14 protein-coding genes are annotated in these 24,396 nt (G+C 49.2%); 8 read left to right on the top strand and 6 right to left on the bottom strand.

What is annotated here, in order from left to right; all coding sequences use genetic code 11:
• Nucleotides 1–70: 70 nt before the first annotated feature.
• Together D2E26_RS07105 and D2E26_RS07100 are read right to left on the bottom strand one after the other, a co-directional pair.
• Complete coding sequence (locus D2E26_RS07105) at nucleotides 71–1,993, bottom strand: S-layer homology domain-containing protein (RefSeq protein WP_125964076.1); 1,923 nt, start codon at nucleotides 1,991–1,993, stop codon at nucleotides 71–73.
• Nucleotides 1,994–2,264: 271 nt separating this feature from the next.
• Nucleotides 2,265–4,103 carry a DUF4012 domain-containing protein gene (locus tag D2E26_RS07100; RefSeq protein ID WP_125964074.1) on the bottom strand — a complete coding sequence of 613 codons (1,839 nt, stop codon included), beginning with the start codon at nucleotides 4,101–4,103 and terminating at the stop codon, nucleotides 2,265–2,267.
• A 413-nt stretch (nucleotides 4,104–4,516) separates the two neighbouring features.
• On the opposite strand from D2E26_RS07100, the gene D2E26_RS07095 reads away from it, so the two are divergent.
• The 5 genes from D2E26_RS07095 (at nucleotide 4,517) to D2E26_RS07075 (ending at nucleotide 12,620) form a co-directional block, all read left to right on the top strand.
• Nucleotides 4,517–6,190, top strand: a complete 1,674-nt coding sequence (locus D2E26_RS07095; RefSeq protein WP_125964072.1) for a hypothetical protein — start codon at nucleotides 4,517–4,519, stop codon at nucleotides 6,188–6,190.
• A gap of 127 nt (nucleotides 6,191–6,317) precedes the next feature.
• Nucleotides 6,318–7,751, top strand: a complete 1,434-nt coding sequence (locus D2E26_RS07090; RefSeq protein ID WP_125964070.1) for an MFS transporter — start codon at nucleotides 6,318–6,320, stop codon at nucleotides 7,749–7,751.
• 130 nt (nucleotides 7,752–7,881) lie between these two features.
• The gene (locus tag D2E26_RS07085; protein ID WP_125964068.1) at nucleotides 7,882–9,210 is read left to right on the top strand and encodes a polysaccharide pyruvyl transferase family protein; all 1,329 of its coding nucleotides are present in this window, start codon (nucleotides 7,882–7,884) and stop codon (nucleotides 9,208–9,210) included.
• A 289-nt stretch (nucleotides 9,211–9,499) separates the two neighbouring features.
• Nucleotides 9,500–10,801, top strand: a complete 1,302-nt coding sequence (locus D2E26_RS07080) for a GH25 family lysozyme (RefSeq protein ID WP_164515909.1) — start codon at nucleotides 9,500–9,502, stop codon at nucleotides 10,799–10,801.
• A 310-nt stretch (nucleotides 10,802–11,111) separates the two neighbouring features.
• A complete protein-coding gene (locus D2E26_RS07075; RefSeq protein ID WP_125964064.1) occupies nucleotides 11,112–12,620 on the top strand; it encodes an S-layer homology domain-containing protein in 1,509 nt (502 codons plus the stop codon).
• 205 nt (nucleotides 12,621–12,825) lie between these two features.
• On the opposite strand, the gene D2E26_RS07070 is transcribed toward D2E26_RS07075, so the two are convergent.
• A complete protein-coding gene (locus D2E26_RS07070) occupies nucleotides 12,826–14,880 on the bottom strand; it encodes a glycosyltransferase (RefSeq protein WP_125964062.1) in 2,055 nt (684 codons plus the stop codon).
• 163 nt (nucleotides 14,881–15,043) lie between these two features.
• Nucleotides 15,044–17,506: an LTA synthase family protein gene (locus D2E26_RS07065; RefSeq protein ID WP_241218916.1), complete on the bottom strand. Its 2,463-nt coding sequence runs from the start codon at nucleotides 17,504–17,506 to the stop codon at nucleotides 15,044–15,046.
• A gap of 176 nt (nucleotides 17,507–17,682) precedes the next feature.
• On the opposite strand from D2E26_RS07065, the gene D2E26_RS07060 reads away from it, so the two are divergent.
• Together D2E26_RS07060 and D2E26_RS07055 are read left to right on the top strand one after the other, a co-directional pair.
• Entirely contained in the window at nucleotides 17,683–19,794 is a 2,112-nt protein-coding gene (locus D2E26_RS07060; protein WP_125964060.1) for a DUF6541 family protein, read from the top strand.
• A gap of 75 nt (nucleotides 19,795–19,869) precedes the next feature.
• Entirely contained in the window at nucleotides 19,870–20,838 is a 969-nt protein-coding gene (locus tag D2E26_RS07055; RefSeq protein ID WP_125964058.1) for a glycosyltransferase, read from the top strand.
• A 185-nt stretch (nucleotides 20,839–21,023) separates the two neighbouring features.
• On the opposite strand, the gene D2E26_RS07050 is transcribed toward D2E26_RS07055, so the two are convergent.
• Complete coding sequence (locus D2E26_RS07050; protein WP_338142130.1) at nucleotides 21,024–22,265, bottom strand: glycosyltransferase; 1,242 nt, start codon at nucleotides 22,263–22,265, stop codon at nucleotides 21,024–21,026.
• A gap of 329 nt (nucleotides 22,266–22,594) precedes the next feature.
• Between D2E26_RS07050 and glf the strand changes: the two genes are divergently transcribed.
• Complete coding sequence (gene glf / locus D2E26_RS07045; protein ID WP_125964056.1) at nucleotides 22,595–23,773, top strand: UDP-galactopyranose mutase; 1,179 nt, start codon at nucleotides 22,595–22,597, stop codon at nucleotides 23,771–23,773.
• A gap of 371 nt (nucleotides 23,774–24,144) precedes the next feature.
• Here glf and D2E26_RS07525 read toward each other — a convergent pair.
• The coding region (locus D2E26_RS07525) for a hypothetical protein (protein ID WP_206432091.1) at nucleotides 24,145–24,396 on the bottom strand (252 nt) is incomplete at its 5' end.

Raw genomic sequence — 24,396 nt, 5'->3', positions numbered from 1 at the left:
CAGTATTCACAAATACTACCCCTCCGGTGTAGCCAGATTAGCGTTTATGATCTGGCACTATATTGTTTCGTTATCGAGCCAATTCATCGGATGCTGGATACAGCACGTTATCGGACATGCGATGCAGGAAGGCCGCCATATCCTGACGCATCACATTCGATGAGCCACGATATTCGTATTGATCGCCGACCTTCCAGCCCTTGGTGACGCCAGTACGAGACAGCCACACAATATGCTCAGCATGAGGCGTGCGCTGCTCTTCTGGGCCATCAGTAATAACATCGCGGAAATCAATTGGATCACTGAGTTCTGGATCCGCCTGCTCGTAATCGGCGAGCCTATGCAGGAATGCGGCCATGTCCTGGCGAACCACATTGACAGTTGGCCTGAATTCCTTACGAATTACCTTGCCTTCGTCATCGGTAATATCCCAACCAGTTGAAATACCAGTTGAAGCGAGCCACAGAATAGATTCCCAATGAGGCGTCTTTCCCTTAACGACATCAGAGAATGGGTTAGGAGCGTTCTGTGCATCGAAGGCTGGCTTGCCTGCCAGACGATACAGGAAGGCTGCCATATCCTGACGAATAATCGTCCTCAGACCGCCGAAGGAACCATCAGGGAAGCCAGTGGTAATGCCCGTTGCACCGAGCCATTCCACATCATCTTCGTGTGATTCATTATTCGTGAACTTCAGATCCCAGAAGTGGAACATCTTCTGTGAATCCTTCCAACCGCTTGCGTGATACTGTTCCCAAATAATCTTCTTGGCTGCTGGATCGGTGACCGTAATAACGGTGCCGTGACGTGGACCATCGCCCTTGTCGTTATTCATCTGTGCAACCGTGTAGCTCTTGCCACTTGAATCCGTTGCCTGAACGCGCTTTGGACCACTGAAGCTCGTCATCGAAGTACCAATTTGTACATGCGTACCAGTGCGCATATATGGCTTGCGCACATGATCATCTGGCGTCCATGTGGCCAACTCATCGGTGAACATGTAATAACGGCCATTGAACTTCGTTAACGATGGTGCCTCGTAACCCGTGAGCACATTCGAGTTCACGGTCTTCCATGCCTTCACATTGCCGACATCACTGAGGTTCTTATCGGTTGAGAAGATTTCGTTCGTTACGCCCTTACGCTTAATCGATAGATAGGCGTTGTCACCTTCGAAATACCACGAACCGTCAATACGGTTGTTGTGCGTGTAGTTGTAGTCACCAGGCAAATTAATGAGCTGTGCGTCAGAAACCTCATAGTAGACTTTATCGTTTTCCATTGGGTTCCAAGCAGGATCGGTACTATTCGAGAGCTGATCGAAAGTAACGAGATATGGTGCCATCGTATCTTTTTCGGCCTGACCGTGCCATGCACCGTACTTGCCCATAGAAACAACAACGGCGATCTTGCCATTCGGCATAACCGACCAATCCGCTGCTACAGCATCGAATCGGGTTTTCTCGCCATTGCCATATTTCAGATTTGGCACATTGACATGAATTGGCTTCTGATCAGCCCAGTGCACCAAGTCCTTGGAGAAGGAAAGGACGAGCCTGAGCTTACCGTTATCGCCGCCATTCGATTCATTGGCCAGCATCCAGAAGTAGCCGTTGTGCCAAATAATGCTAGGGCAGTTAAACGGCCAGAGCTTATATTTGCGTTCCCAAGGGACGTTCTCCATTGGCACCGGATGTTCTTCAGAGCCCGAGCCTTCAGCCCAATTCCTTGTTTCATCGTTTGGGAACAGATCACGGAATGCGTGACTAATTTTATGGAAACGCACACCGTCATATGAAGCGTAGAAATTATCAGTGTGGTCTCGCTCGCTATTCGTGAATACGCCGAGCATAACGTCTGGGTACGTTTCCTCAGTGGTATTCGAGTCAACGCCATCAGCCTGAGCAGCTGTGATTGGGCTGGCTACGATCAAAACCGAAGCAGCGAGTGCAGTAAGCGCACCAATCAGACGTTTTTTCCATGAGGCATGCATGAGATCTCCTTTTTCTCGTGTGCTTCTTGGGATTGATGTTGTTGCTTTACAGTCGTCTTTGACTTACCCCCTATGTAATAGGGCGTAGTTATGTTCATTCTATGTAATATATCGGGAAACCTCTAGTGTTGCTATACCCCCGATACGAATGAAAAAGCCTATGGTGGGGTAGTAGTGGTACGTGAAATTTCGCGGAAATAATAATAAAAAAGGGCGCCGCACGCTCGAAAGCGGCGGCACCCTGAAGACTCACAGAACGTGAGATTGGCACTTACTTTGTCTTGCAGGATGAGATATCAACGTCCGTGCCAGATCCCGGCTTATTGAGTGGCGTCTGATCAATTTTCAGCTGGCTCTTGGCCTGAGGTGACGTCTGTACATCAAACGAAATGGTGGCCGTTTCGCCAGGCATAACACTGATAACAGAAGTGTAGAGCTGCTTACCGTTCATCTTTTCCTGCTTGATGTCGGTGTGATTGCCACCAGTAATCGTCAGATCGCTGATGCTGCCGCCCTTTGGCGGATAAATGGCCGTGAGCTCAAGACCTTGACCGCGGTTCTTCCAACTACGCGTCACACCGGCGACGTAAGCGGGCAGCGGGGCGAGCTCATCCTCAGTGAGTGTGTTATGGATCGTGTATTCCACGTGGTAACTCTGGGAGCCGTCGGCATTGCACTGCTTGCTCGTAATCTTCGACGAACGATCCAGATACCAGCCGATCTTCGATGGGTTCTGCTCGTTGAAGTAGACGCCAACCGTAGGGTTCTGCTCGCTGTCTGGCGTAGAAGCAGTAAAGCCTGCGGCCTTAATTGTCTTCTCAACATCGGCGTTGAACGAGTACATCGAGAAGTGACGTTCGGAAGCGGCCTGACCCAGCACATTACCTACTTGCATAAGCTTGGCCATGTCAATCGTGCCAAACATTTGGTCAATGCTTTGCTCGGCAACCTGAGAGAACAGCTCATCGGTTTGATCGAGTGGGTAGTTGATATAAGCCTTGTTGAGCAGGAACTCAGCAGTATTAGAACCGTTGAGGACCGTTCCATCGTGCAACGTAATAGGGCCCGTAACGTTAATAATCATCTGCAGGAACACAGGATCGACCACAATAACGCCGTCGAGCTTCGTGTTCTGGTCATGCCAGTCGTTATGCCAGAAATCGGCAACGCTTTCAGCAACGCGCTTCGTATCTGGGAACGCACCAATATCGCGAACATCTAATGACATGTGCAATGGGCTTTCCGTATTGAAAATGCGCCATTCGTCATCGGTGTGCTGCGCTGCGTGATACGGGCCAAGCTGCACATTAGGACGGAAATCATCAATTTTGATCGTGCCGTTATCGGTATTGAGTTGACCAACCGAGCCAACCAGACCAGCGCTTGAACGCATTTCTGATTGCGTCATAGCCACAATGGCATACGTCTGTGGGCCATCGGCGCCAAGCATATCTGGCAGAATCTTGAATGTACTGGCCAAACGGTTCACTGTGGTGCCAATAGTGTTGATCTTCTCGTGGCCTTCGTCATAGACACTGCGAATTTTTTCAATATGAGGCGTTGGCAGCTCGTTATACTGCTGCACCTGCTCCTGGAACGAGGTATTCGCCTTTTCAATAGCTGGCTGTGCTTCGAGAATTGGCTGCAGGTTAATTTGATTGCCGTTATTTGCAAGATGCGCATCGCTCAACGTAGTAACGGCATGAACAAGATCAGGTACCGACTGACTCATTAACGAGTTCAGCGTGGAAGTCATACCCTGAACGGCCTGAATATCGCCGCCAATCCATGGCACATGGGCAAGCGTATTCCAGCTCGAACCATGTGCAATTTGCTCAGCAGCCTGAGTTTCTTGCTGAACCTGAGGCAGCTGGTCCGACAATTTCGCGATTGAAGACATATTGTCGGCGTGGGTAAAACTCGTAACGAGCGACATGGCCTTTTGCTCATGCTGCTGTACCTGCTTTGATTCACGGAATACTTGCATAGCAAGTACGCCGAGCCAAATAGCAAGTGCAAGAACAACTGCTACTACGGCCAAAACAATCCATGGCCATTTCCGTTTGGTACGCGTCTGCTGCGAATGTGCGGCACTGGCATGTCTACTCATGAGGTTTTCCTCCTATGTGTTACCGCTTCATAGCTTAAAAGAAATTCAGAACAACAAAAATAAAAATGCAATTTTTTCGCGTATTCATTACGGGGTGAAAGCCAGATGGGCTCATCTCTGGGATTGCATAGACTTGAACAATTAGCAATCAGTAATTAGCAATGAGCAATTCACGATTTGCATTGAGCAATATACATTGCGCAATTTGCACTGAGCAATATGCATTGGGCAATGTGCTTACAACCAGGAGCTATCCATTGAGAGAAGGACCATCTATGGCAATTTCATCGAAGCAAACAGCAACTGTTTTGCATTGGTGGAATTCAAAGCTCCCGAGAGTTTTGCTCATAATTGCATTAGCTATTCAATTTATACTCACTGGTTTTCTGGTGTGGATTTCTTTTGGTAGCACGATGCAATTCATTGGTTTTTCGGAACGATTCACGATTCACCAAGCCGTGCCAACCTTTGCTTTTATTCTTGGCGTGCTTGGACTCGCACTGCTTGCGATTGCAGTGACGCCGCTATTGCGCCGAGCTCCAAGACGCATTGTGTGCGCGGCCTTGCTGATCTACGTTTTTGTGGCTCAGATGATTTGGATTGTGTCGCTGAGCTCGACTGACTATGGCTATAACGATTCGCGTAGCCTGATGGCTGTTGCTGATGGTTTGAATCATGTAGTTGATAACCCATCAAGTCACGAGCAAGCCTTGTGGTTCGCTCCTGATGCGTGCACGCGTAAAGATCCGATGACCTATTGCCGTAACGGTGTGCCAAGCTCAAATCGTTATTTGCATCATTACCCATTCCAAAGCGGTCCAGCTCTGTGGTTCATGTTGATATTCCGCATTTTTGGCGCCAATAATGTACTCGGTATTCAATTTGCCAATGCTGTATTTGGCGTACTGCTCGTGGCTTGCCTGTGGTATTTGACGAGCCAGTTTGTGCAAGGCAGCAAGGCAACTGCCACACTGACGCTGCTGATTGTTGGATTCTTCCCACTGGTATGCATTAGTGCATTCGTCTATACGAATATGGTCGGCTTTGCACTTGTACTGGCTGGTATTTGCGTTATTCTGCGCTCGTTGAGCGTCCATCAGGCTTGGGGCTCGGCTGGCCTGATGTGTGTAGGCTTCATTATCTGCGCTATGGGCCTGATGTTTAAGTCCACATACGTTATTGTGCTGTTCGCCGCATGCATTGCCATTATTTTGGCTGCTCTGGTCAGCACGCGTTATTGGCAGATTCCGGTTTCGCTTGGCTTTGGTGCTGTAGCATATAAGCTTTCGTCGCTGCTGCCATTGGCCTATGTAGAACGAGTTACGGGTTATACCTATGGCAAGGGTATGCCAATGAGCTCGTGGATTATGTTGGGTCTGCAAGTCAATCCAAAGTATCCAGACCGTGCTGGCTGGTGGACTGGTCTGGCGCTGCACACTTCTGATGCCGCGCATGGTGACTATGCCAAGCAGCAGGAGTTGATTCAGCAGTGGCTTACAACGCGTGTAGGCCAGATGAAAGCAAATCCGCACGAGGCCTTGGAATTCTTTAATCTCAAATTAATGAGTGAATGGTCTGATCCAACATTTGAGTCGTTCTATTATTCAGGGCTTGGCCATTCTGCCTCAGATTTAACGGGTAGTGTTGCGGGCTTAGTACAAACTCGCGCTGGTTCGCCGATGTTTGCGTATCTTAATGCCTTCCAAAGCTTGGTATATGTTGCTGCCTTTATTGGCGTTATTGCACTTGTGTACCGCTTGCTGCGCCGTTCATCACATCGTTCGTTCAGCTCACTTGACTCATTCGACTCGCTCGACCACGAGCAGCAGCAAGTAACGCAACAGCAATCAATGCAGCAGCAAGTAACGCAGCTCATTGTCAACGATATTTTTATAACGACCACGTTGAGCGCCGGCTTTATTGGCGGATTCCTGTGCTATGTGCTGTGGGAAGCAAAAAGCGTGTACGCCTTGCCATTCTTTATTTTGCTGCTGCCAGTAGCTGCATACGGTTTAAGCACGCTGACCAATTTGGCTGAGCATGGCGTGCGTCACCTGCTCAGTAGGAACACAACAGTATCGAAGTAGTAGGGAAGCGTTAGACAACTTGCTAGTTAGGTAGCTTGTCAGATATAGCTGACCGCATGAATTCAGCTTTTCCCCAGCATTCGGACTATACGATGCAACGAGGTTATTTTGAATGCTGGGAGGCTGAATGGCACAGACATCAAGTACAGTGGCGACGAAAAGCTCGCGCACTCGTCGCTCATCAACTGTTTTATTAATTGTCTTGCTGCTCGCCAATACGTTGGCCAGTATTGATCAGTCGATGATGAATATCGCACTTGATGCTACGGCTGAACAGTTCCACGTGGAACTTGCTGATGCTAACTGGACTGTGCTCGGCTTCTCCATTATTGCTGGCACCGTTATTATGTCTGGCGCCGCAATTCTTGCCCGTTTCGGTTTGCGCCGCGTTATGATGGCCGGCTTTATTATTTCGGCAGTGGGTTCGCTGCTCGGTTTGTTTGCCGTCAATTTCGGCTTACTGCTGGCCGCACGTTTTCTGCAGGCACTCACGACTGGTCTGTTCTTCCCAGTCGTTTCGGCCGCAATCTTGCTCATCGCTCCTGCCGGCAAAAAGGCCACGCTGCTCGCTATTAATAGCGGCATTATTGGCGTGGGTCTCGCCATTTCCCCAATTATTACCGGTGTGCTGATTACGTACGTCAGCTTGCGCAGTATGTTCTTAGTTCCACTGGTTTTATCTATTCTTCTGATTGTTATTGGACCATTCACACTGTATGACATCGAACAACGTGCGAACCGACCTATTGATGCACTGAGTGTGATCAGCGGTTTCCTTGGTCTGTTTGCCTTCATGCATGGCCTTAACATTGTGACGAAGACTGTGTGGCCTGGCGTTATTTTCATGGCCATTGGTACTGCTGTATTAGCCTTCTTCTTCTATCGTCAGCTGCACATTGCACATCCATTACTGCATATTGAGCCATTGAAGCATGCAGAATTTGATATGGGTGAAGCAGTTTCTTTGATCGGCTTTATGAGCTCACTGTTCATGAGCCTGCTTGCTCCTCTGTATCTGGAAGGTACAGCAGGATTCACGCCATTTATTGCAGGTTGCTGCTTGGTTGTGCCAATTCTGATGTATGCAGGTTCGTCATTCTTGGCTGGTCATATTGAAGACAAGTTTGGTATTTGGCCACTGGTTCCTGGCGGCTTGCTGTGCATTATTGCTGGCTTGATTGGTTTGGTATTTGCTGCACCAATTCGTAGTGTTCCAGTGTTCCTGATCTGCTGCGCTGTTACCTACTTCGGCGTTGGCTTTGTGTTTGCACCAATGAAGTCTCGTATTCTGCAGATTGTGCCACCAAAGCTGGGTTCGCATGCAGCATCGATTCATTCGACGTTCGTGCAGGTCGTAACTTCTATTGCTTCGGCATTGTTCGTCGGTATGCTGTCGTCTGATTCGTTGCGTTTAATGCATGCTGGTGTTTCGAAGGCTGATGCATATGCAGAGGGTTTCCAGCACACGCTGTATATCGATTTGGGTGTTGCCTGCGTGGGCTTCGCACTGGCGCTGTTCTTGATTTATCGCATGCATCGTAAGAACCAGCTGAAGAACTAAACAGCAATTGGTGAGTTGTGCATCCTCGGCAGCGTCTGCTACCGGGGATGCTTGTTTACTTACGAATTTGTACTAATATCGAGTCACTCGATACGATAGATGGTGCTGAGTGAGTGGAAGGACAAACGCGATGGACGTTCGCAAAGTTCTCGGTGATCGTATGCCCGCAACGAGGCGCGCAGTATATGGTCAGATTGCAGATTTACGAAATCGCATGCAAGAGTTGCAGCGCAGCAATAATGAACTTGTTGAAAATTTGCGCAGTACTCGTCGTCTTGTTGATTCACTTGAACGACAGCAGCGTGATGCAAAAGCCTATTATTTAATTGCTGAGGCTGGATTCCCAAATTATGGTGACGAGCTTATTGCTCGAGAATGGTTGCGATATCTCGCTCAATTGCATCCAGAAGTGCCAGTCATTATGGATTGCATGAATGCTGGATCTGCTGCTGCATTGCTCTATAACGAGCATCCACATGTCACTGTGGTGAATACCGTTGCGCGCTTAAGCGTGGAAAATGTGCATGTTGATAAATCGCCTGATCTGCCACAGGAACCAGTGGGCCCTATTGCGCAGCACATTTTAGATTCTTTAGATAATGAGGGTAACGCAGCTCGCGTTGCAGCGGGTATTCGTCTGATTCAGCGCCAAGTTCGTGGCATGCATGTTATTGGTGGTGGCTTCCTCAACAGCATGTGGCCAGCAAATTTGGCTCGCTTGGCTGCTCCTTTATGGGCAGAACAACACGGTATTCCAGCAGTTGTTTCTGGTACGGGCCTTATGCCAGTGCATGAGAAAGATTCAGCATTCTTGAGTCAAGTTCTTGATGCTGTACATGCATTCTCGTGCCGAGATGCATCAAGCCTTGATGCACTTGATCCACAACATACTAAGGCCAAGCTGGCTCCGGATGATTGCTTCGTGAATGGTCTTGATGGTGTGTATAACCAGTCGGCCGATTTGCCAGATGTAATGGTCTGCGTGCAGCATGATCTGACTGAAAATCCACAGCAAGTTATTGAAACCATGGTGCACACGCTGCGTGCATGGCAAGTGGAGCCAAATACACGCGTTGGTGTTGTGGAATGCGTGCCATATGAGGTGGGCCCAGTCCTAGCAGCTGTTCAAGAAGCCGGATGGCAGCCGGTGCTGTTCCCAATGCAGCTGCTCCTCGAAGATGGTTTCCCTGCGCGAGCTGGTCAGCGCTGGTTCTCTACGAGGTATCATCCTCATCTTCTTGCCGCAGCAGCAGGCGCTAGCGGCTCCTATGTTGTGGTAAAGCCTGGCTATTATGACGTGAAACATAATGCTGTGCTGCGCATGGGATCTCGATGGACTCCAATTGCCATTGGTGCTCAAAGCGTGCCAGAACCAGGCCCTGGTTTTGCGGATCTTCAGATGCGATATAAGTATCGTGATGAGATCCGTAATAACGTTTCCTCACTATATGGATTTTGATATAACAAACCCCCCTTTGTTTGGAAAATAGTAGAGCACTATCAACAAATGAAGAGGGGTTTGAATGGTTAACTTTGAGCGGATACGTGCCTTTGCTCATAGAGGGGGTTCATGTATAGCAAAGGTATTCGTTTTAACGCTTACTCCATTGCTAGCGTTCGCTATGCTAGCAACCTTATGTATTCCACAAGCATTCTCCGCGGATGGCGAGCTAGATCCCGTTGAGAGATGTAAAAAACCAAGATCAGCGACTGTTGACAGAGATAATGCCCCACCAAATCCAAAGCATATGTGGGAGCGTGGTGCTGTCGAAGAAACTGCACAGCTTACGAATAGTGACGATGCTGCAGTACCTGAATCTGCTAATCGACCAGACTGGGAAGATGGCTATCGCACAGTGCGTATGGGCAATGGCGAAATCTTCTCGAATGATGCTATGAAGATTATTGATGTTTCTGAGCATCAACAAATAATCGACTGGAACAAAGTCAAGAACTCTGATGTAGATGGCGCTATTCTGCGCATCGGCTTTGGCGTTGACAATCTTGATTACTGCTTCGTGTTGAATTTGGAAGGCGTGCGTAGCGTTAACCTTCCTTATGGCATATATCACTACAGCTATGCATATGATGCAGAATTCGCCAAAAATGAGGCTGAGTCATTAGCCAATATGTTGCAGGAGTATGGCGTCACTGACAATTTGCTGCCAATTTATTACGATTTAGAAGAGTATAAATGGCCAGATTTCCCTGCTCCAACTACAACAGAAGAGTATGTAGCTATTGTTAATGCTTTTACTGAAACTATGGAGGCTCGTGGGTATCCGAATGTGCAGGTGTATAGCTATACCGACTATTTTGATACTCGGTTAAATGATCCTTCGATTAAAAATCGTGCTGGTTGGATTGCTCATTACGATTCGGTTTTAGCATACGATTTTTCAGCAACAGAATATAACGGTGCTCATGGATGGCAGTACACTTCGACGGGCTCAGTGTGGGGTATTAACGGCTCAGTAGATGTAAGCGCATTCGACCGTATGATTTTCACTGATGTGAATTCACGTACAACGCCTCATTTCTACGACATCGATTGGGCTAAGAAGAAGCATATTATCAACGGTTTCGATGATGGCTCATTTGGCGGCGAATTGAGCATAGTTCGCCAAGATATGGCTGCATTCCTCTATCGCGTTGCTGGTTCTCCGGATTATGTTCCAACTGAAGAAGATAAGCAGCGATTTAGTGATGTTAATGAAGAGACGCCACATGCAAAGGAAATATGGTGGCTTGCAGCAAACAAAATCACCACAGGCTTCGGTGATGGTACGTTCCGTCCAACGGATACGGTTATTCGTCAGGATATGGCTGCATTCCTCTACCGTGCTGCTGGTTCTCCTCAGTATGTTCCATCAGAACCAGATAAGCAGCGATTCCGTGATGTTAATGAGCAGACGCCACATGCAAAGGAAATATGGTGGCTTGTAGCAAACAGGATTACTACAGGGTTTAGGGATGGTACGTTCCGTCCAATGAATACGGTTATTCGTCAGGATATGGCTGCATTCCTGCATCGTACTGCTGAACGCTAGTAATATCTGGTCATCATCGCTATTTGCTTGCATTGAGTACAAATGCGGGCAGATCATACTGGATGGTGTCACCAGAGCAGTACCGCGGTGAGCATAATACAGAAGCTGCCCATAAGCGTTGGAGACTCCAATACTTATGGGCAGCTTACTATTTCCAATGCCTGAACTAACCTTCGTCTACTTTGGCAACTGGTATAAATATCGTAATGAAATTCGTAGCAGCATAGCTGCACGAAATGGATATTGATACGATGAGTCCCTCTTTACTCGTTGAGTGAGATAGCACAATCATCAAAAAGATGGGACTCAAATGACGAACACTACACGTGCTTTGCACAGTTCTGCACATGCATGGGCATTGCGTGCAGGAAAGGTGCTAGCCTCAGCATTGGCTTTGACCATGCTGACTGCGGTGAACGTACCTCAAGCAATTGCTGAAGAAACCAGTGATCAATCACAGGTTGCTGTTCCAGTTGATGCTGATACGCCACCTAACCCAACACATATGTGGAGTGGTCCTACCGAGGATGATGCGGAATCGACGCGAAGCGAGGATGCAACATCACGTGCATTTACAGATCGTCCAAATTGGGAGGACCAAAATGGTCGTCGTGTAGTGCGCATGGTTAATGGCACCGTGTTCTCCAATGATGCCATGAAGGTTATCGATGTTTCTGAACATCAGAGCTACATCAATTGGAACAATGTTGCACGTTCTGGTGTAGACGGCGCCATTCTGCGTATTGGTTATGGCAGCAACAATCTCGATAAACGATTTATTGAGAATCTTAAAGGCGTTCGCAGCATTGGCATGCCATACGGCGTATATCTGTACAGCTACGCATACGATGCCAACTTTGCAAGGAATGAAGCTAATTCATTAGCAAATATGTTGCAGCGATATGGCGTGAACGACAACATGCTGCCAATTTTCTACGACTTAGAGCGTTGGGAGTGGACGGGACACACGTGCCCATCAACACCGCGTCAATACAAGCCAATTGTTGATACGTTCTTCGATACGATGGCAGCCCGCGGCTACACGAATGTGCAGGTATATAGCTACAAGTCATACCTGGAAACCGCGCTCAATGATCCTACGATTAGGAGCAAAGCCGGATGGGTTGCACAATACAATAGGAACTTCGACTACGACTTCTCGAGAACGTCATACAACGGCGCTCGCGGATGGCAGTACACCGATATCGGCACGGTGTGGGGTATTAACGGCCCAGTTGATGCAAGCGCATTTGATCGCTTACTGTTCAGCGATGTGAACTCGCGTACAACGCCTCATTTCTACGATATTGAATGGATCGTGAAGAAGGGCATTACGAAGGGTTACCCAGACAAGTCGTATCGCGGAACGAGCAATGTGATTCGTCAGGATATGGCTGCATTCATGTACCGATCGCTGCGTTCGCCTAACTTCACGCCAACGAATGCTCAGCGTAATCGCTTCACTGATGTCAATGGCAGCACGCCATTTGCCAATGAAATTTGGTGGCTTGCCGCAAAGGGCATTACCACAGGCTATGCAGATGGCAAGTTCCTGCCATCATCGGCAATTATTCGTCAGGATATGGCAGCCTTCCTGTACCGCCTTGCTGGTTCACCAAAGTACGAACCATCGGCACAAGATAAGGTGCGCTTCAAGGATGTCAACGAATCAACACCACACGCTAAGGAAATTTGGTGGTGTGCATCGGTGGGTATTGCCCACGGATTCTCGGACGGCTCCTATCAGCCAACGGCTACGGTGAATCGTCAAGATATGGGTGCATTCCTGAACCGTACTACTGGTCTGATGGGTATGTGAGTGGATTACATGCTGCAGTATCTGTGCCACATAGCGTACTGATCAGCATTACCTAACGTCCAACTCATAGCACGCAAAAAATAAGGCTGATGACATTACTGTCATCAGCCTTATTTCGTTGTTGTTCGTTGGTCTACATCACATCAGCTGCACACATACTGTTGTGCTTGCTGAGGGATGATCCAATCGCAGCGCATCAATGTACTCACTGGCCTTCAAAAATGCGCTTCCACACATCTACGCCAGCCATGTTGTAGCTGCGGTACTGCTCGGACAGGTGTTCCCAACGCTTGAGCAGCTCACTCGACAGCAGCAAACCGCGCTTGACTTGCTTACGGAATTCCTTGCTATCGCGGCGGCACCAAGCAATGCTCGAGCCATCAGGTGACGTCACAATAGCCGAGTTAATGCCAGTGAATGCACGCCAAATAGCGTCCTTAGCATCAATAGCAATATCCGGCTCAGTATCGTGCGTGCCATCACCGCGAGAAATTAATGCCTTGGCAATAGCCTTCAAACCCTGCTTCTTAATCACTGCAGGACTCTGCGGCGTCTGCTGTGCAACATATTCGCGCTTTGGTGCTGGCAACTCATTGCGATCGGTGTACATCGTCGTATCAGCAAAGCCTTCACGAGCCTTACGAACCTCGGCCAGCTTGCCCGGCATGGAATCGACAATATACTGTGGGCCACGCATAATATCGCGCAATCCCATGTGGCGCAGCTTGAATGCTGAGTACACGAACTTCAGGCCAACATTGACATCGCCGTACAGCATCTCGTACATGAAGCGCAAGCTTGGCTTTGGCGAATGCAGCAAAGCGCAGATCCAACGGTTACGCTGGAAGAAGTACTCTTCCCACGTACGAGAAGGATCCTTATCGTGCCATGCCTGATGCCATACAGCCACACCTGGCAGGCACACGGTGTGATAACCGTGCTCCAAAGCGCGCAGGCAGTACTCGGTATCGTCGAACTTAATGAAGATTGGCAGGCTCAAGCCAATTTCCTGCATAATAGCCGTAGGAATCAGGCACATCCACCAACCATTGAAGTCGGAATCAATGCGACGATGGCGTTCTGGTGAATCACGCAATGGGAATACTGCGAAATCGTGGTTATATGCCAAGCCGCCCGAAGGTGCCATCCAAATGTTATGACGCGTGAAACGCTCACCCTGCGTATACAGCACCGTACGGTTATCGAGGTGCAGCATGCCGCCGCCCACAATCGTTGGCTTCACGCAGTAATCAGCAAACTGCACAGCACGCAGAATTGCTTCTGGCTCACTAATAGCATCATCATCAAGCAGCAGCGTGTAAGAGCTCTTGCCAGCCTTCAGCGTCTCGTACATACCACGAGAGAAGCCGCCAGAGCCGCCCATATTGCCTTGACGAATATAAGTGAGTTGATCACCCAGTTCCTTAGCTACGGCATCAAAATCAGGCTGATTCTGAACGAGGTCCGTGCCTTGGTCCGTGCAATAGATAGTGTCGAGACGAGCTCGCAGTGGTGGTTCAGCAGAAATAGTCTTCAGCTGATTCATGCAGTAAGGAGCACGGTTGAACGTAGTGATAGCGATCGAAAGAGTAGTCTGCTCCTTCACACGACGTTCAGCGAGTGGAACGCTCCAAGCGGCGTCCTGCACCTGCAGCGAGGAGTCGTCGCTGGCCTTGGCGTCGAACCAGAAGTAGCCGCCGTCCATAAGACCGTGCATATCGAAATCAACAGTGACTGTAGTTGGCGTAGCGCTGTCGACTGGAACGGTCTCAACAGGGGAGAAGAGGCCGCGACCCGTTGAACGGAACAGCGTCAGCGCACCCTGACCTTGCACTTGAGCCGTGAAACGAACGCTGCTGATGCGCGTCCAACGACGCCAGTAACCAGCAGGGAATGCGTTAAAGAACGTGCACAGCGAAACGTGCTTGCCAGCGTGAACGGTCAGAGCCGTACGGCTGTCGACATGGAACACATCGCTCGATGAACGAGCATCACGTGAGGAAACGCTCTCATCAATGAGATGCTGCAGCTGTGTGCTGTTCATATGGGCAAAATCAACGGACTGCATATTAATGCGAGCATCCATAACAGCATCGGTCAGATGCGGACGCGTCCATTCGATGCAATACAGCGGCATCGTCAAGTCTTCGTCGCGAATAGGGAAGACTACGCGGTTAACGACCTCGTATGAAGGGTCTGGTGAAGAAACATTCTGATGAGCAACAGCCTGATGCTGCGCTGAGTGCTTTGCTTTCGGCATGGTTGCAGTATATGTCGCAGCAATGATGTCAGAAAAGCAAACTGCACGGTTAGCGCACAAAAGCAAGTGGCCACAACAGTACGGTTTGTTGCTCCAGAGAAGCTTCTCAAGAAGCAGCCGTGCTGTTGTGGCCACTGATCAGTAAACCAAATTCATTTGGCGATTACTGTGGCATTGCCGTGAACTTCATATCGTCAAGATAGTGGTCGCCAACGGTCATGTCGTATTGAATCAGCATGTAGTCGTGCAAGAGCTCCTTAGCATGATCATTCAACTGGTTTTCTGGAATCAGCTTGCCTTCATGATCAACAACGGTCACGGTGTCACCCGGAGCCCAAGTGCCATTGGTTGGCGTGATTCGAGCCATTGCAGGAATTGCCTCATGCGTTTGCGTGAGCAGCGCCAAATATGGAGAAACCTTAGCGTTCAAATGCGTAGCCGACTGCGCCAGGAAGTAGTTCGACGCAGAGTACTGATTCATTTGATCGTTGAGATGTGGATTGAGCTCGCGCGACTTTGCATTCGACCAAATGAAGTAATCGGTTTCATGCAGTGCAAGCTCGTTGTTTGGATCCTTATGAGCTGTGCTATACAGGCCAGGCAGGTGGTCGCCATAGAAGATAACCGTAATTGGCTTATCAACAGCATCAAGTTGTGACAGGAACTGTTGCGTTTCCTGATCGGTATAGTTCAGGCCCTTGGCATAGGCGCTAATGGCCTTACGCTCATGCTCATCCAGATCTGGTGAAGTATTAGCACCGACGAACTGATTGGTACCTGGATCATATTGCGTGGTATAAGGCGTGTGATTCTGCATCGTAATGAGCTGGACGAACTGGTTACGATCGTTCGAACGCACTTCATCAAGCACATTGGCATAGGCAGCGGCATCACTGACATAGATGCTCTTCTCGAGCTTGTCCTGATGCGTTACTGCAGGATCAGTATCAAGCGTTTCGAACTTAGAGAAGCCAAACTTCTTATAGTTCGAATCACGCAGATAGAAGTTCTTCTGGTATGGATGGAATGCCACCGAGCAATCCTTGCTACCGCAAGCTTGGTTCCATGCCTGGTTGAACGTATACAGTCCAGGTAGTTTAGGAATCAGCTGCTGATAAGGCGAAAGCAAGCTTGGATCGAACAGAGCCATGCTCAAGCCAGAAAGCTCCTGGAACTCGAGATTTGCGGTACCGCCACCGTAGCCGCTCGAGAGCATCAGACCGCTCGTGGTGTTGTTCTTCAGATCACGAATGAATGGTATTGGATCTTCGGAGAACGAGATGCCAGGCACTCGCGTTGGGTCAGAGAACGATTCCGAAAGCACTGCGATAACTGTATTATCCGTGAGCTTCGTAGAACGTTCTGCATTAATTTGATCAGCCTGCTGCTGGTACTTCTTGGCTATGGCCTGCATCGCCTGCTTGTTGTACTGGTTAGGCTTTTCCATGGCACGAATCTTGGTCAGGCTCAAGAATGTAGTGATAGTGCCATTGGCCTGAGCATCCTCGTACGTATTCCAAGGCTTTGGCGCGTAACCAAAGTTCTCAGTCAGGAACTCATATGTACCAGATTCAGTATTGGCAACGCCGAAAGAGTAATTGAGCAAGAATACAACGCTCAGAATTGCGGCAAGAATGCGCGAAGCTGTTCCTACGATGTTCTTGACATTACGCAATGGATGGCGCCATGAGCAGTAAATAAATGCACGGCGCTTATCAATGAACTGCAGAGCAATGCAAATAATGAAGAACCAGATAACATACGCTACTGCAGCATGAACAAGTGCTTCAAGATCGCCAGAAATAAATGAAGTAATGCTCTCGCCCTGTCCACCAGAGAGGAACATAAAGTCGGACGGAATAATTGGCTCATTACGAAGGCTGATTTTAATTTTATTGGCGATGCCAAATACCGTCATCAACGTAACGAAAACGCCAGTTGCAATCCAGAATCGGTTAATGATGAACAGCAGCACTAAATAAATCAGTGCCAGTGCAAAGCCATTCAGCCATCCTGCAACTGAAGATAGATAAGTATAGGTTGATTCGAAAATTTGCTGCCAGAGCGACAAATCCGAGTGAGGATCGTAAGATTGGTCAAGCGCCGTACCCCACTGCTGCAATGCATCCATCTGCGACAGCACAAGGAAGAACACCACAGCATAAGCGCCATATGAGAATTTAATACGCTTTTCCCAGATGCTGTAGAACTTCGACTCTTTAAACTTAGTCCACCATTCCGGTGTTGCAATGTGGAAATATTTTTTCTTGCCCTGATGAGCTCCATGATTATTTTGCATGCGATGTCCGGAGTGTTTCTCTTCTGCAATTTTATGAGCTGCTTGGTTAGATGAAGCAGTAGTTGAAGTGTTATCTGAGGTATTGGTAGAAGTTTCAACCGACGTATCGGCTGACATATTGACCGAGTCACTCTTTGCGTTATCAGCAGTTTGGCTATTGACCATATCTACTGTTCCCGCTGAATTACTTTGCGGAGTCTGCGGAGCATCATCGTCTATTGGTGGGAACTGAAACCTATCGGTATCAACCATGATGAATTGCTCCTCGTCTTGTTCGTTGTACTCACCTACGCGATGCGCTGGCGTGATCTCTGCACGAATTTGCACAAGATATACCCACGTACATCACTGAGAATCAACAAATAAATGTAATCTAAATGAATGACTGTTGAGCCATAAGACCGCAATTCCTACCGCATTGTGAGTATTTCATTTACAGTGTTGTGGCAGGGGAACGGGCTCGTTCAACCCAGATATTTTTGCAGTGTTGGAAAGGATTTCGCATGCAGCTCGCTTCGTGGGAATCGGTACTGTGGCCAATTGTGGCTATGGTGGCGGCTCTATATGTGCCAGGTGCTCTAATTGCTTGGCTTGCCGGAGCAGCACGTGCAACCCAACGCTCACACGGCCGCGTCAATGTACTGGCGGTATTCGCTTGGGCGCCACTGATTTCGTTTATTATTGCCACGGCCAGCGGCTTGGTGTGCGCCCGCCTGCACGTGCGTTGGGGATGGCTCGCTTATGGCTTGAGCTCGCTTGTAGTTGCCGTTGTTGTTGCCGCGGTTCGTTTGCTCATACACCGCTCGTGGGCTTGCTTCCGCGCTCAACCATCAGGCCAGCGCCGCACGTTAGCTGCATCCGCTTCTGTATTCGGCGTGCTGCTCGCTGCCGCGAGTATTTCAGGACGATTAATTCATGCAGTTCCTTCGCCTGACCAGATCATGCAGAATTATGACTCTATTTTCCATACGAACCTTGTTGCATATATTGCACAAACAGGTAATGCAGATGCGTTACATGCATTGCCACCAGTACGCGAAACCTATCCAATTGCATTCCAGCAATTTGCAGCATTAGGCAAACTTATTGATCCAGCAATAACCGCCCCTGCAGCATTAATGGGTGCTTGGCTAATTTGTGCAGCGCTTGTGTACCCAATTTCGATGCTCTATATGGTGCGCACTATTTGCGGTAACCATATGGTGACGAACTTTATGGCTCCAGCACTTGTTGCTGTTGCCGGCGGCTTCCCATTCCTACTGCTGGATTGGGGCACACTCTATTCCATGTTTGCCGCACAAACAGTGATGCCAGTACTAATTGCCGCTACGTGGCAATGGGCAACGCGTGACTGGAATAGGGGAGCAGGTCCATGCATTACTGGTATTGCTTGGATCCTCGTTGGCATCCTCGCCGTCAGTGCAGGTCACTTCCGCGTCATTATGAGCTACATCTTGCTGATGATTCCACTGTTGATCTGGTGGCTGGTAAAGGCAGGTGCTGAACTCAAGCGTCGCCGTGGTGCACGTGCCTTGCATATTGCAGTAGCTGCTTTCTTCACTCTGGTTATTGCAGTATTTGCAGCAGGCGTTGCTGTGTTCTGCCATATGTACTTGCGTAATAACACGAGGCCAATTAGTGATCACCTCAACGGTGGTCAAGCAATGCCAACCGATACCTTAGGTTCTGCACTGTGGCGTGCACTGTCGGGAACGCCTATTGATTCTCGAGCGGTTCGCATGCCAGTTGACTGGATTATGGTTGCGCTGCTTGTGCTCGCAGTTATTGCAGCCTATGCATTGCCACGAAAGCATTCAGTACTGCGTCGCAATATGACGTTGTGGCTGGGCTCCTATGCATTACTGAGCTTTATTGTTATGGCTTGTGCAGGTACCCATGCTGATTGGGCCAAGGTCGTTACTGCACTGTGGTACAAGGACCAGCGACGCCCATTCGCTTCCTGGGGCATTGTTGCCATCACACTGATCTGCATTGGCACACTGGCCTTCTGCAACTGGTGGCATAACCGCATGCTGACTCAAGTTTCAGAGCACACAGCACCACGTTCACGTCAGATCATGGCTCATTTACCTCGCACCATGCTGCTGATTGTGACTACAGTATGCGTGCTGTTCAGCCCACAAGCCAATGCCATGGCACAAGCCGTTGGCCAGACTGCAGCATTTGCTTCAAACGATCAAACCCATGCCATGCTGACCGAAGATAAGTATTTGCTGCTGAAGCGTCTGTCACAGGACGTGCCACAAGGCGAAGTTATTGTTTCCGATCCATGGAACGGTAGTGGATTCGCGCTCGCAGTAGGTGATCGCGAACCGTATTATGCACATCTCAATATGTTGTGGGATGAGCCACATACGTATATTGCTTCGAATATGCAAAACATTGCAACCGATCCACAGGTGTGCACCACGTTGAATGAGCATGATCTGTATTGGTATCTCGATATGGGTAAGCCATATGTCCAAAACGATCCGCAGCATCAAGTGTTCGAAGGTATGAGTTCATTCGATGCCAAGTCGAGCCCATATTTGCACGAAGTAGATCGTCAAGGTGATGCAGTGCTGTACCGCATCACTGGATGTGCTGTGCACTAAAGCAGTGCATAACAGCATGCAACTATTCTGTAATTGTTATTCCAACTATCTGCACGCAAAGGCATAATCAGAGTCATGCACATTGAAGTCACTGCGATTGTCGTGTCCTATAACCGAGAGCGCTTGCTGCGCGATTGCTTAACTGGTATTCAACGCCAGACGAGGCGACCAGACCACGTCATCGTAGTCGATAACGCCAGTACTGATCACGCAGTACGTGTAGCAAAAACACATCCATTGCATGCACACGTTATTCAGCTGCACAACAACTATGGCGGTGCCGGTGGTTTCTGCGCAGGTATTGCGCTCGCCATGCAGCACTATTACAAGCCAAATACGATTCAGTACGTTTGGGTTATGGATGATGACACCATTCCAACGCGTACCGCACTCGAACAGTTGCTGGCTACAGTTCAAACCAACGTTGATGAAAACGGTGTACTGCCAACTGTGCTCGGTTCCAAGGCAATTTGGATTGATGGTCGCGAACATCTGATGAATAAGCCACGTCTGCGTACGTTTGTGCGCAAGGGCGTACGCTTCCTGCAGGGTTCTGCCAACGCATATCAGGTGCGCTCGCTCTCGTTTGTCTCTTGCCTGATCAATATGGGCGCCATTGCAGGTTTGAAGAGGCTGCCAGAATCGGCATACTTCTTGTGGAACGATGACTTTGAATTCACCTCGGCTCTGCTCAAGCGTGGTATTGGCTACTACGTGCCAAATAGCGTTGTGGAGCATCGTACGAAGGTATTCGGCTCGTCCGATGCTGATCCAGGTGCACGATTCGTTAACGAAGTGCGCAATAAGATCTGGATGTTGCGCCTGCGCGCTCGCGATTTTTATGTAGAAGAGTACGTAGAGCTTCTTTTGAAGACTGTGCGTCGTTGGGTTTTGACGATTGCACGCAGCGATAACCGCGCTGCACTGCTCAAGTACTTCCGCGAGGGTTGGAACGAAGGCTGGCATACGAAGCCAGCAACGAATGAGCAGATCTTCATCAATGAACCAATGATTGAAGCTGCGGTCAAGTCAGTACTTGACTGACCTCACTGCTGTATTTGATATGTGGTGTGCCACAAGCAACATTGCTATGTAGCACACCACATTGTTTTTAGAACACCACTTGTTGTTGAGAAGTCGTGGCCTTTTTAGTTTGTGCTTACTTTAGAGTTCGTACTTATGTAGAGTTCGTACTTTTCAGGGTTCGTACTTACTGATTTCGTACTTTTTCAGAGTTCGTGCGATGGCAAGTTTGGAATATCGTCATCAATGCGTTCCACACCAATGGATTTATCCAAATGCAGCACAGGAATTTGCTGTGTATAGGTTTGCACGTCCTCATTTACCTTGCGAGCAGTTGCCGTACGAGTTTCGTTGGCCGATGGAGTAGCAGCAGCTTGCTGCTGTGCCTGATCCGAAGCACCACGGAAATCAGAAGAACTCGAAGCGGAACGCACGACCGACTGAGCGGACGACGATGAACCAGCCGTTGCGCCTGAATTGTCGGCGGTCTTCGCGTCGGCAACGGAACCGTTGCGCAGACGAACGAGCAGATGATACGCCTTCTCACGCCACGATGTTGGCACGAGTCGGTAGCCCACACGAACCGCAACATTGCGCACGAACTGAGCGAACGTTGTGAAGTGCTCCTTGCGGAACGTGCACTGCAAACGCCACTCGTCGTGGAACATATCGCGACCACCGCGGCGCTTATAAGCGTTCTCGTCGGCCTGATACAGCACGAGCACGTCCGGAAGATTCTCAATAACACAGTGCTGCAGCAGCATGCGAGACCACAGCAAATAATCCTCGAAACGGCCCGAATGCTCAGGATACCCGCCAGCTTTCAGCACACTCGATCGGCGGAACACAACGCTTGGATGATGCAGCGGCGACTGCATACGCGCAAACTTCTCAAGTTCCTTACCGCCAGCCGGCAGCAGACGGATCTGACCCGCGCGCTCAGCGTCGGTACCCAACGTTTCGTTGGTGAACTCCTGAATAGCGGAACCCAGCGCATCAATATGTGGTCGATCTGGCGCAAAGTGAGGAATCATCGTCGAAAAACGATCTGGCAATGAAATATCGTCGGCATCAGCACGCGCCACAACGTCATATTTGCAGGCCTGAAGTCCCTGATTTAGAGCATGAGCGAGCCCGCCGTTCTGAGCAAGCGGCACAATCGTCAGTTCAGGAGCGCGCGAACCAGTGAACCAGAGCTCCAGTGTTTCTGGCAGTAAATCAAGGAACTGCTGCAGATCAGCGCCAACAGGACCGTCGCGCACAATAACAACCTGCGTAGGCGGCAGCTGCTGCTCAATCGTGCCCGACTCCACAGCGCGCCTGAGCTCAGTCACAGAATTGCCCGCGTACACAGACATCAGTAAGCAGAACTGGGGAAGTGCGTGGTCAGCCTGAGCAGTTTGATCAGCTGAAGCGGTTTGACGTACAGAAACAGACGATTTATTCACAGCATTCCATCGTAGAACAAGGTCCGTGTGCGCCGCGAGCAAGACTTGCGCATGTTCTGTAAGCGCTGAGTGTCTCGCTGTCGCCGCCCGTACCACTACTCACGCTGGTGAGCGATTATTTTGTGTTGATTTACAGTTTTCCTTGCGTTCTGTTGAGCCGATTTCGTACCTTTACGAAGGAATTATTTGTTGTATTGATTTCTGTGGTTCTTTCACTGGTCCGCTGTAAGCGACGTGGCACAGGTCTACACTGAAAACCAGTAGCGGTAAATGCTCGAGGAATTTTGCAGCTAAACCGCACGAGAACCGCACCAGAAAGGAAACGAACAATGGCGCAGGAGACGCAGTACCCAGATCTCGTGATCGTGGGCGCCGGTCTGTTCGGATTAACCGTTGCACAGCAGGCTGTTGAACACTATGGCGTGAATGTGCAGATTATTGATATTCGTGACCACATTGGTGGTAACGCTTACTCCTATATGGATGAGGAGACTGGCGCAGAAATTCATAAGTATGGTGCACACCTGTTCCATACGTCGAACAAGCGCGTGTGGGATTACGTGAACCGCTTCACGAAGTTCACCGATTACGTGCACCGCGTCTACGCAACGCACGACGGTGAGGTTTACCCACTGCCTACGAACCTTGGCACGATTAACCAGTTCTTCCGTGCTCACTACACGCCAGCTGAGGCAAAGGCTCTGATTGAGGAGCAGGCAGGCGAGCTCGCAGGCAAGGATCCTCAGAACCTCAACGACAAGGGCATTTCGCTGATTGGCCGCCCTCTGTACGAGGCATTCATTAAGAACTACACGGCAAAGCAGTGGCAGACCGATCCAAGCGAGCTGCCTGCTTCGATTATTAAGCGTCTGCCAGTGCGCTTCAACTACGACAACCGTTACTTCAAGGACACCTGGGAAGGTCTGCCTGTTGATGGTTACACGGCTTGGTTCGAGCGCATGATTGATGACCCACGTATTTCCGTGAGCCTGAACACCGACTTCTTCGATGAGTCCCAGCCATTCAACAAGAAGGCTCTGCAGGCTGCAGGCGTTCCTGTGGTGTACACGGGCCCAATCGATCGTTACTTCGATTACGATCTTGGCGATCTGAAGTGGCGTACGGTCGACTTCAAGGAAGTGCGTTACGACGAGGGCGATCACTTCGGCTGCCCAGTGATGAACTTCTCTGATGCAGAGGTTCCTTACACGCGTGCAATCGAGTTCAAGAACTTCAACCCTGAGCGTCGTGAGCAGCAGAACCCTAACCGCACTGTGGTTTGGGAAGAGTACTCGCGCTTCGCAACGCGTGACGATGAGCCTTACTACCCAATCAACACGGAAGAGGACAAGGCTCTGTACGCAAAGTACGCCGAAAAGGCAGCAGCTGAACCAAAGACTGTGTTCGGTGGTCGCCTGGGTACGTACAAGTACTACGACATGCACAACGTCATCGATACGGCACTGACCGCATTCGAGGAGCAGGTTGCCCCATTGCTGAAGAAGTGATGCGCGCAATAGTTGCATAACAAAAGCTTCAATGGTCTTCGAAAGAAGGCTGTTGAAGCTTTTTGCATAGTTGAAGCCTTTTGTATAAGTGGAGCTTCTCGGTATTCGTTACTTCACGCTTGCTGTACTTCTGTTTTCTTGTTTTTGATTTCTCAGTATCGCTACATAGAGAGCTCTACCGTTCTGAGCCATCTCTTTACTGCTGGGCTCATGTAATAAGTCACGAAATATGGTTTTGAGTGCAAGTTTCTGAAGAATCTTGCTCGAAATATCGTTTTTCATGCATGAAATCGCGTTTGCATAGTCCTGGAATCATGCATTTCGCTCCAAAAACCCTGTTGACACGCCCAAAAACACGAATTTTCGTTAAATCATGAGCAATTTTCGCGCAAGTAGATTCCCAAATAGTGGATTTCGACACGCCGTAGAGGTACTGGAATTGTAGGGATTCTGTGGAGGTCGGTTGCATTCATTCGCAATGTAGTGTAAATTTCTTTCTTGCTGCCGCTCAGGCCGCTGGGGTTTCTTCTCTGGTTCGGGTTTGGGTGTGTGGTGGTGGTTTGAGAACTCAAGAGTGTGTACTGTACTACTTTGATCATGATTTTTTGATTGTGATTGTTGTC

This window comes from Bifidobacterium dolichotidis (assembly GCF_003951975.1).
In the GTDB taxonomy this organism is placed as follows: Bacteria; Actinomycetota; Actinomycetes; order Actinomycetales; family Bifidobacteriaceae; genus Bifidobacterium; species Bifidobacterium dolichotidis.
The sequence above is the reverse complement of the archived record's forward strand: the minus strand, read 5'-3'. Positions and strand labels throughout refer to the sequence as shown.

Coding starts and splice junctions, on each gene's coding strand:
- D2E26_RS07105 (WP_125964076.1), bottom strand. CDS start 1,993: ATGCATGCCTCATGGAAAAAACGTCTGATTGGTGCGCTTACTGCACTC.
- D2E26_RS07100 (WP_125964074.1), bottom strand. CDS start 4,103: ATGAGTAGACATGCCAGTGCCGCACATTCGCAGCAGACGCGTACCAAA.
- D2E26_RS07095 (WP_125964072.1), top strand. CDS start 4,517: ATGCAATTCATTGGTTTTTCGGAACGATTCACGATTCACCAAGCCGTG.
- D2E26_RS07090 (WP_125964070.1), top strand. CDS start 6,318: ATGGCACAGACATCAAGTACAGTGGCGACGAAAAGCTCGCGCACTCGT.
- D2E26_RS07085 (WP_125964068.1), top strand. CDS start 7,882: ATGGACGTTCGCAAAGTTCTCGGTGATCGTATGCCCGCAACGAGGCGC.
- D2E26_RS07080 (WP_164515909.1), top strand. CDS start 9,500: ATGTGGGAGCGTGGTGCTGTCGAAGAAACTGCACAGCTTACGAATAGT.
- D2E26_RS07075 (WP_125964064.1), top strand. CDS start 11,112: ATGACGAACACTACACGTGCTTTGCACAGTTCTGCACATGCATGGGCA.
- D2E26_RS07070 (WP_125964062.1), bottom strand. CDS start 14,880: ATGCCGAAAGCAAAGCACTCAGCGCAGCATCAGGCTGTTGCTCATCAG.
- D2E26_RS07060 (WP_125964060.1), top strand. CDS start 17,683: ATGCAGCTCGCTTCGTGGGAATCGGTACTGTGGCCAATTGTGGCTATG.
- D2E26_RS07055 (WP_125964058.1), top strand. CDS start 19,870: ATGCACATTGAAGTCACTGCGATTGTCGTGTCCTATAACCGAGAGCGC.
- glf (WP_125964056.1), top strand. CDS start 22,595: ATGGCGCAGGAGACGCAGTACCCAGATCTCGTGATCGTGGGCGCCGGT.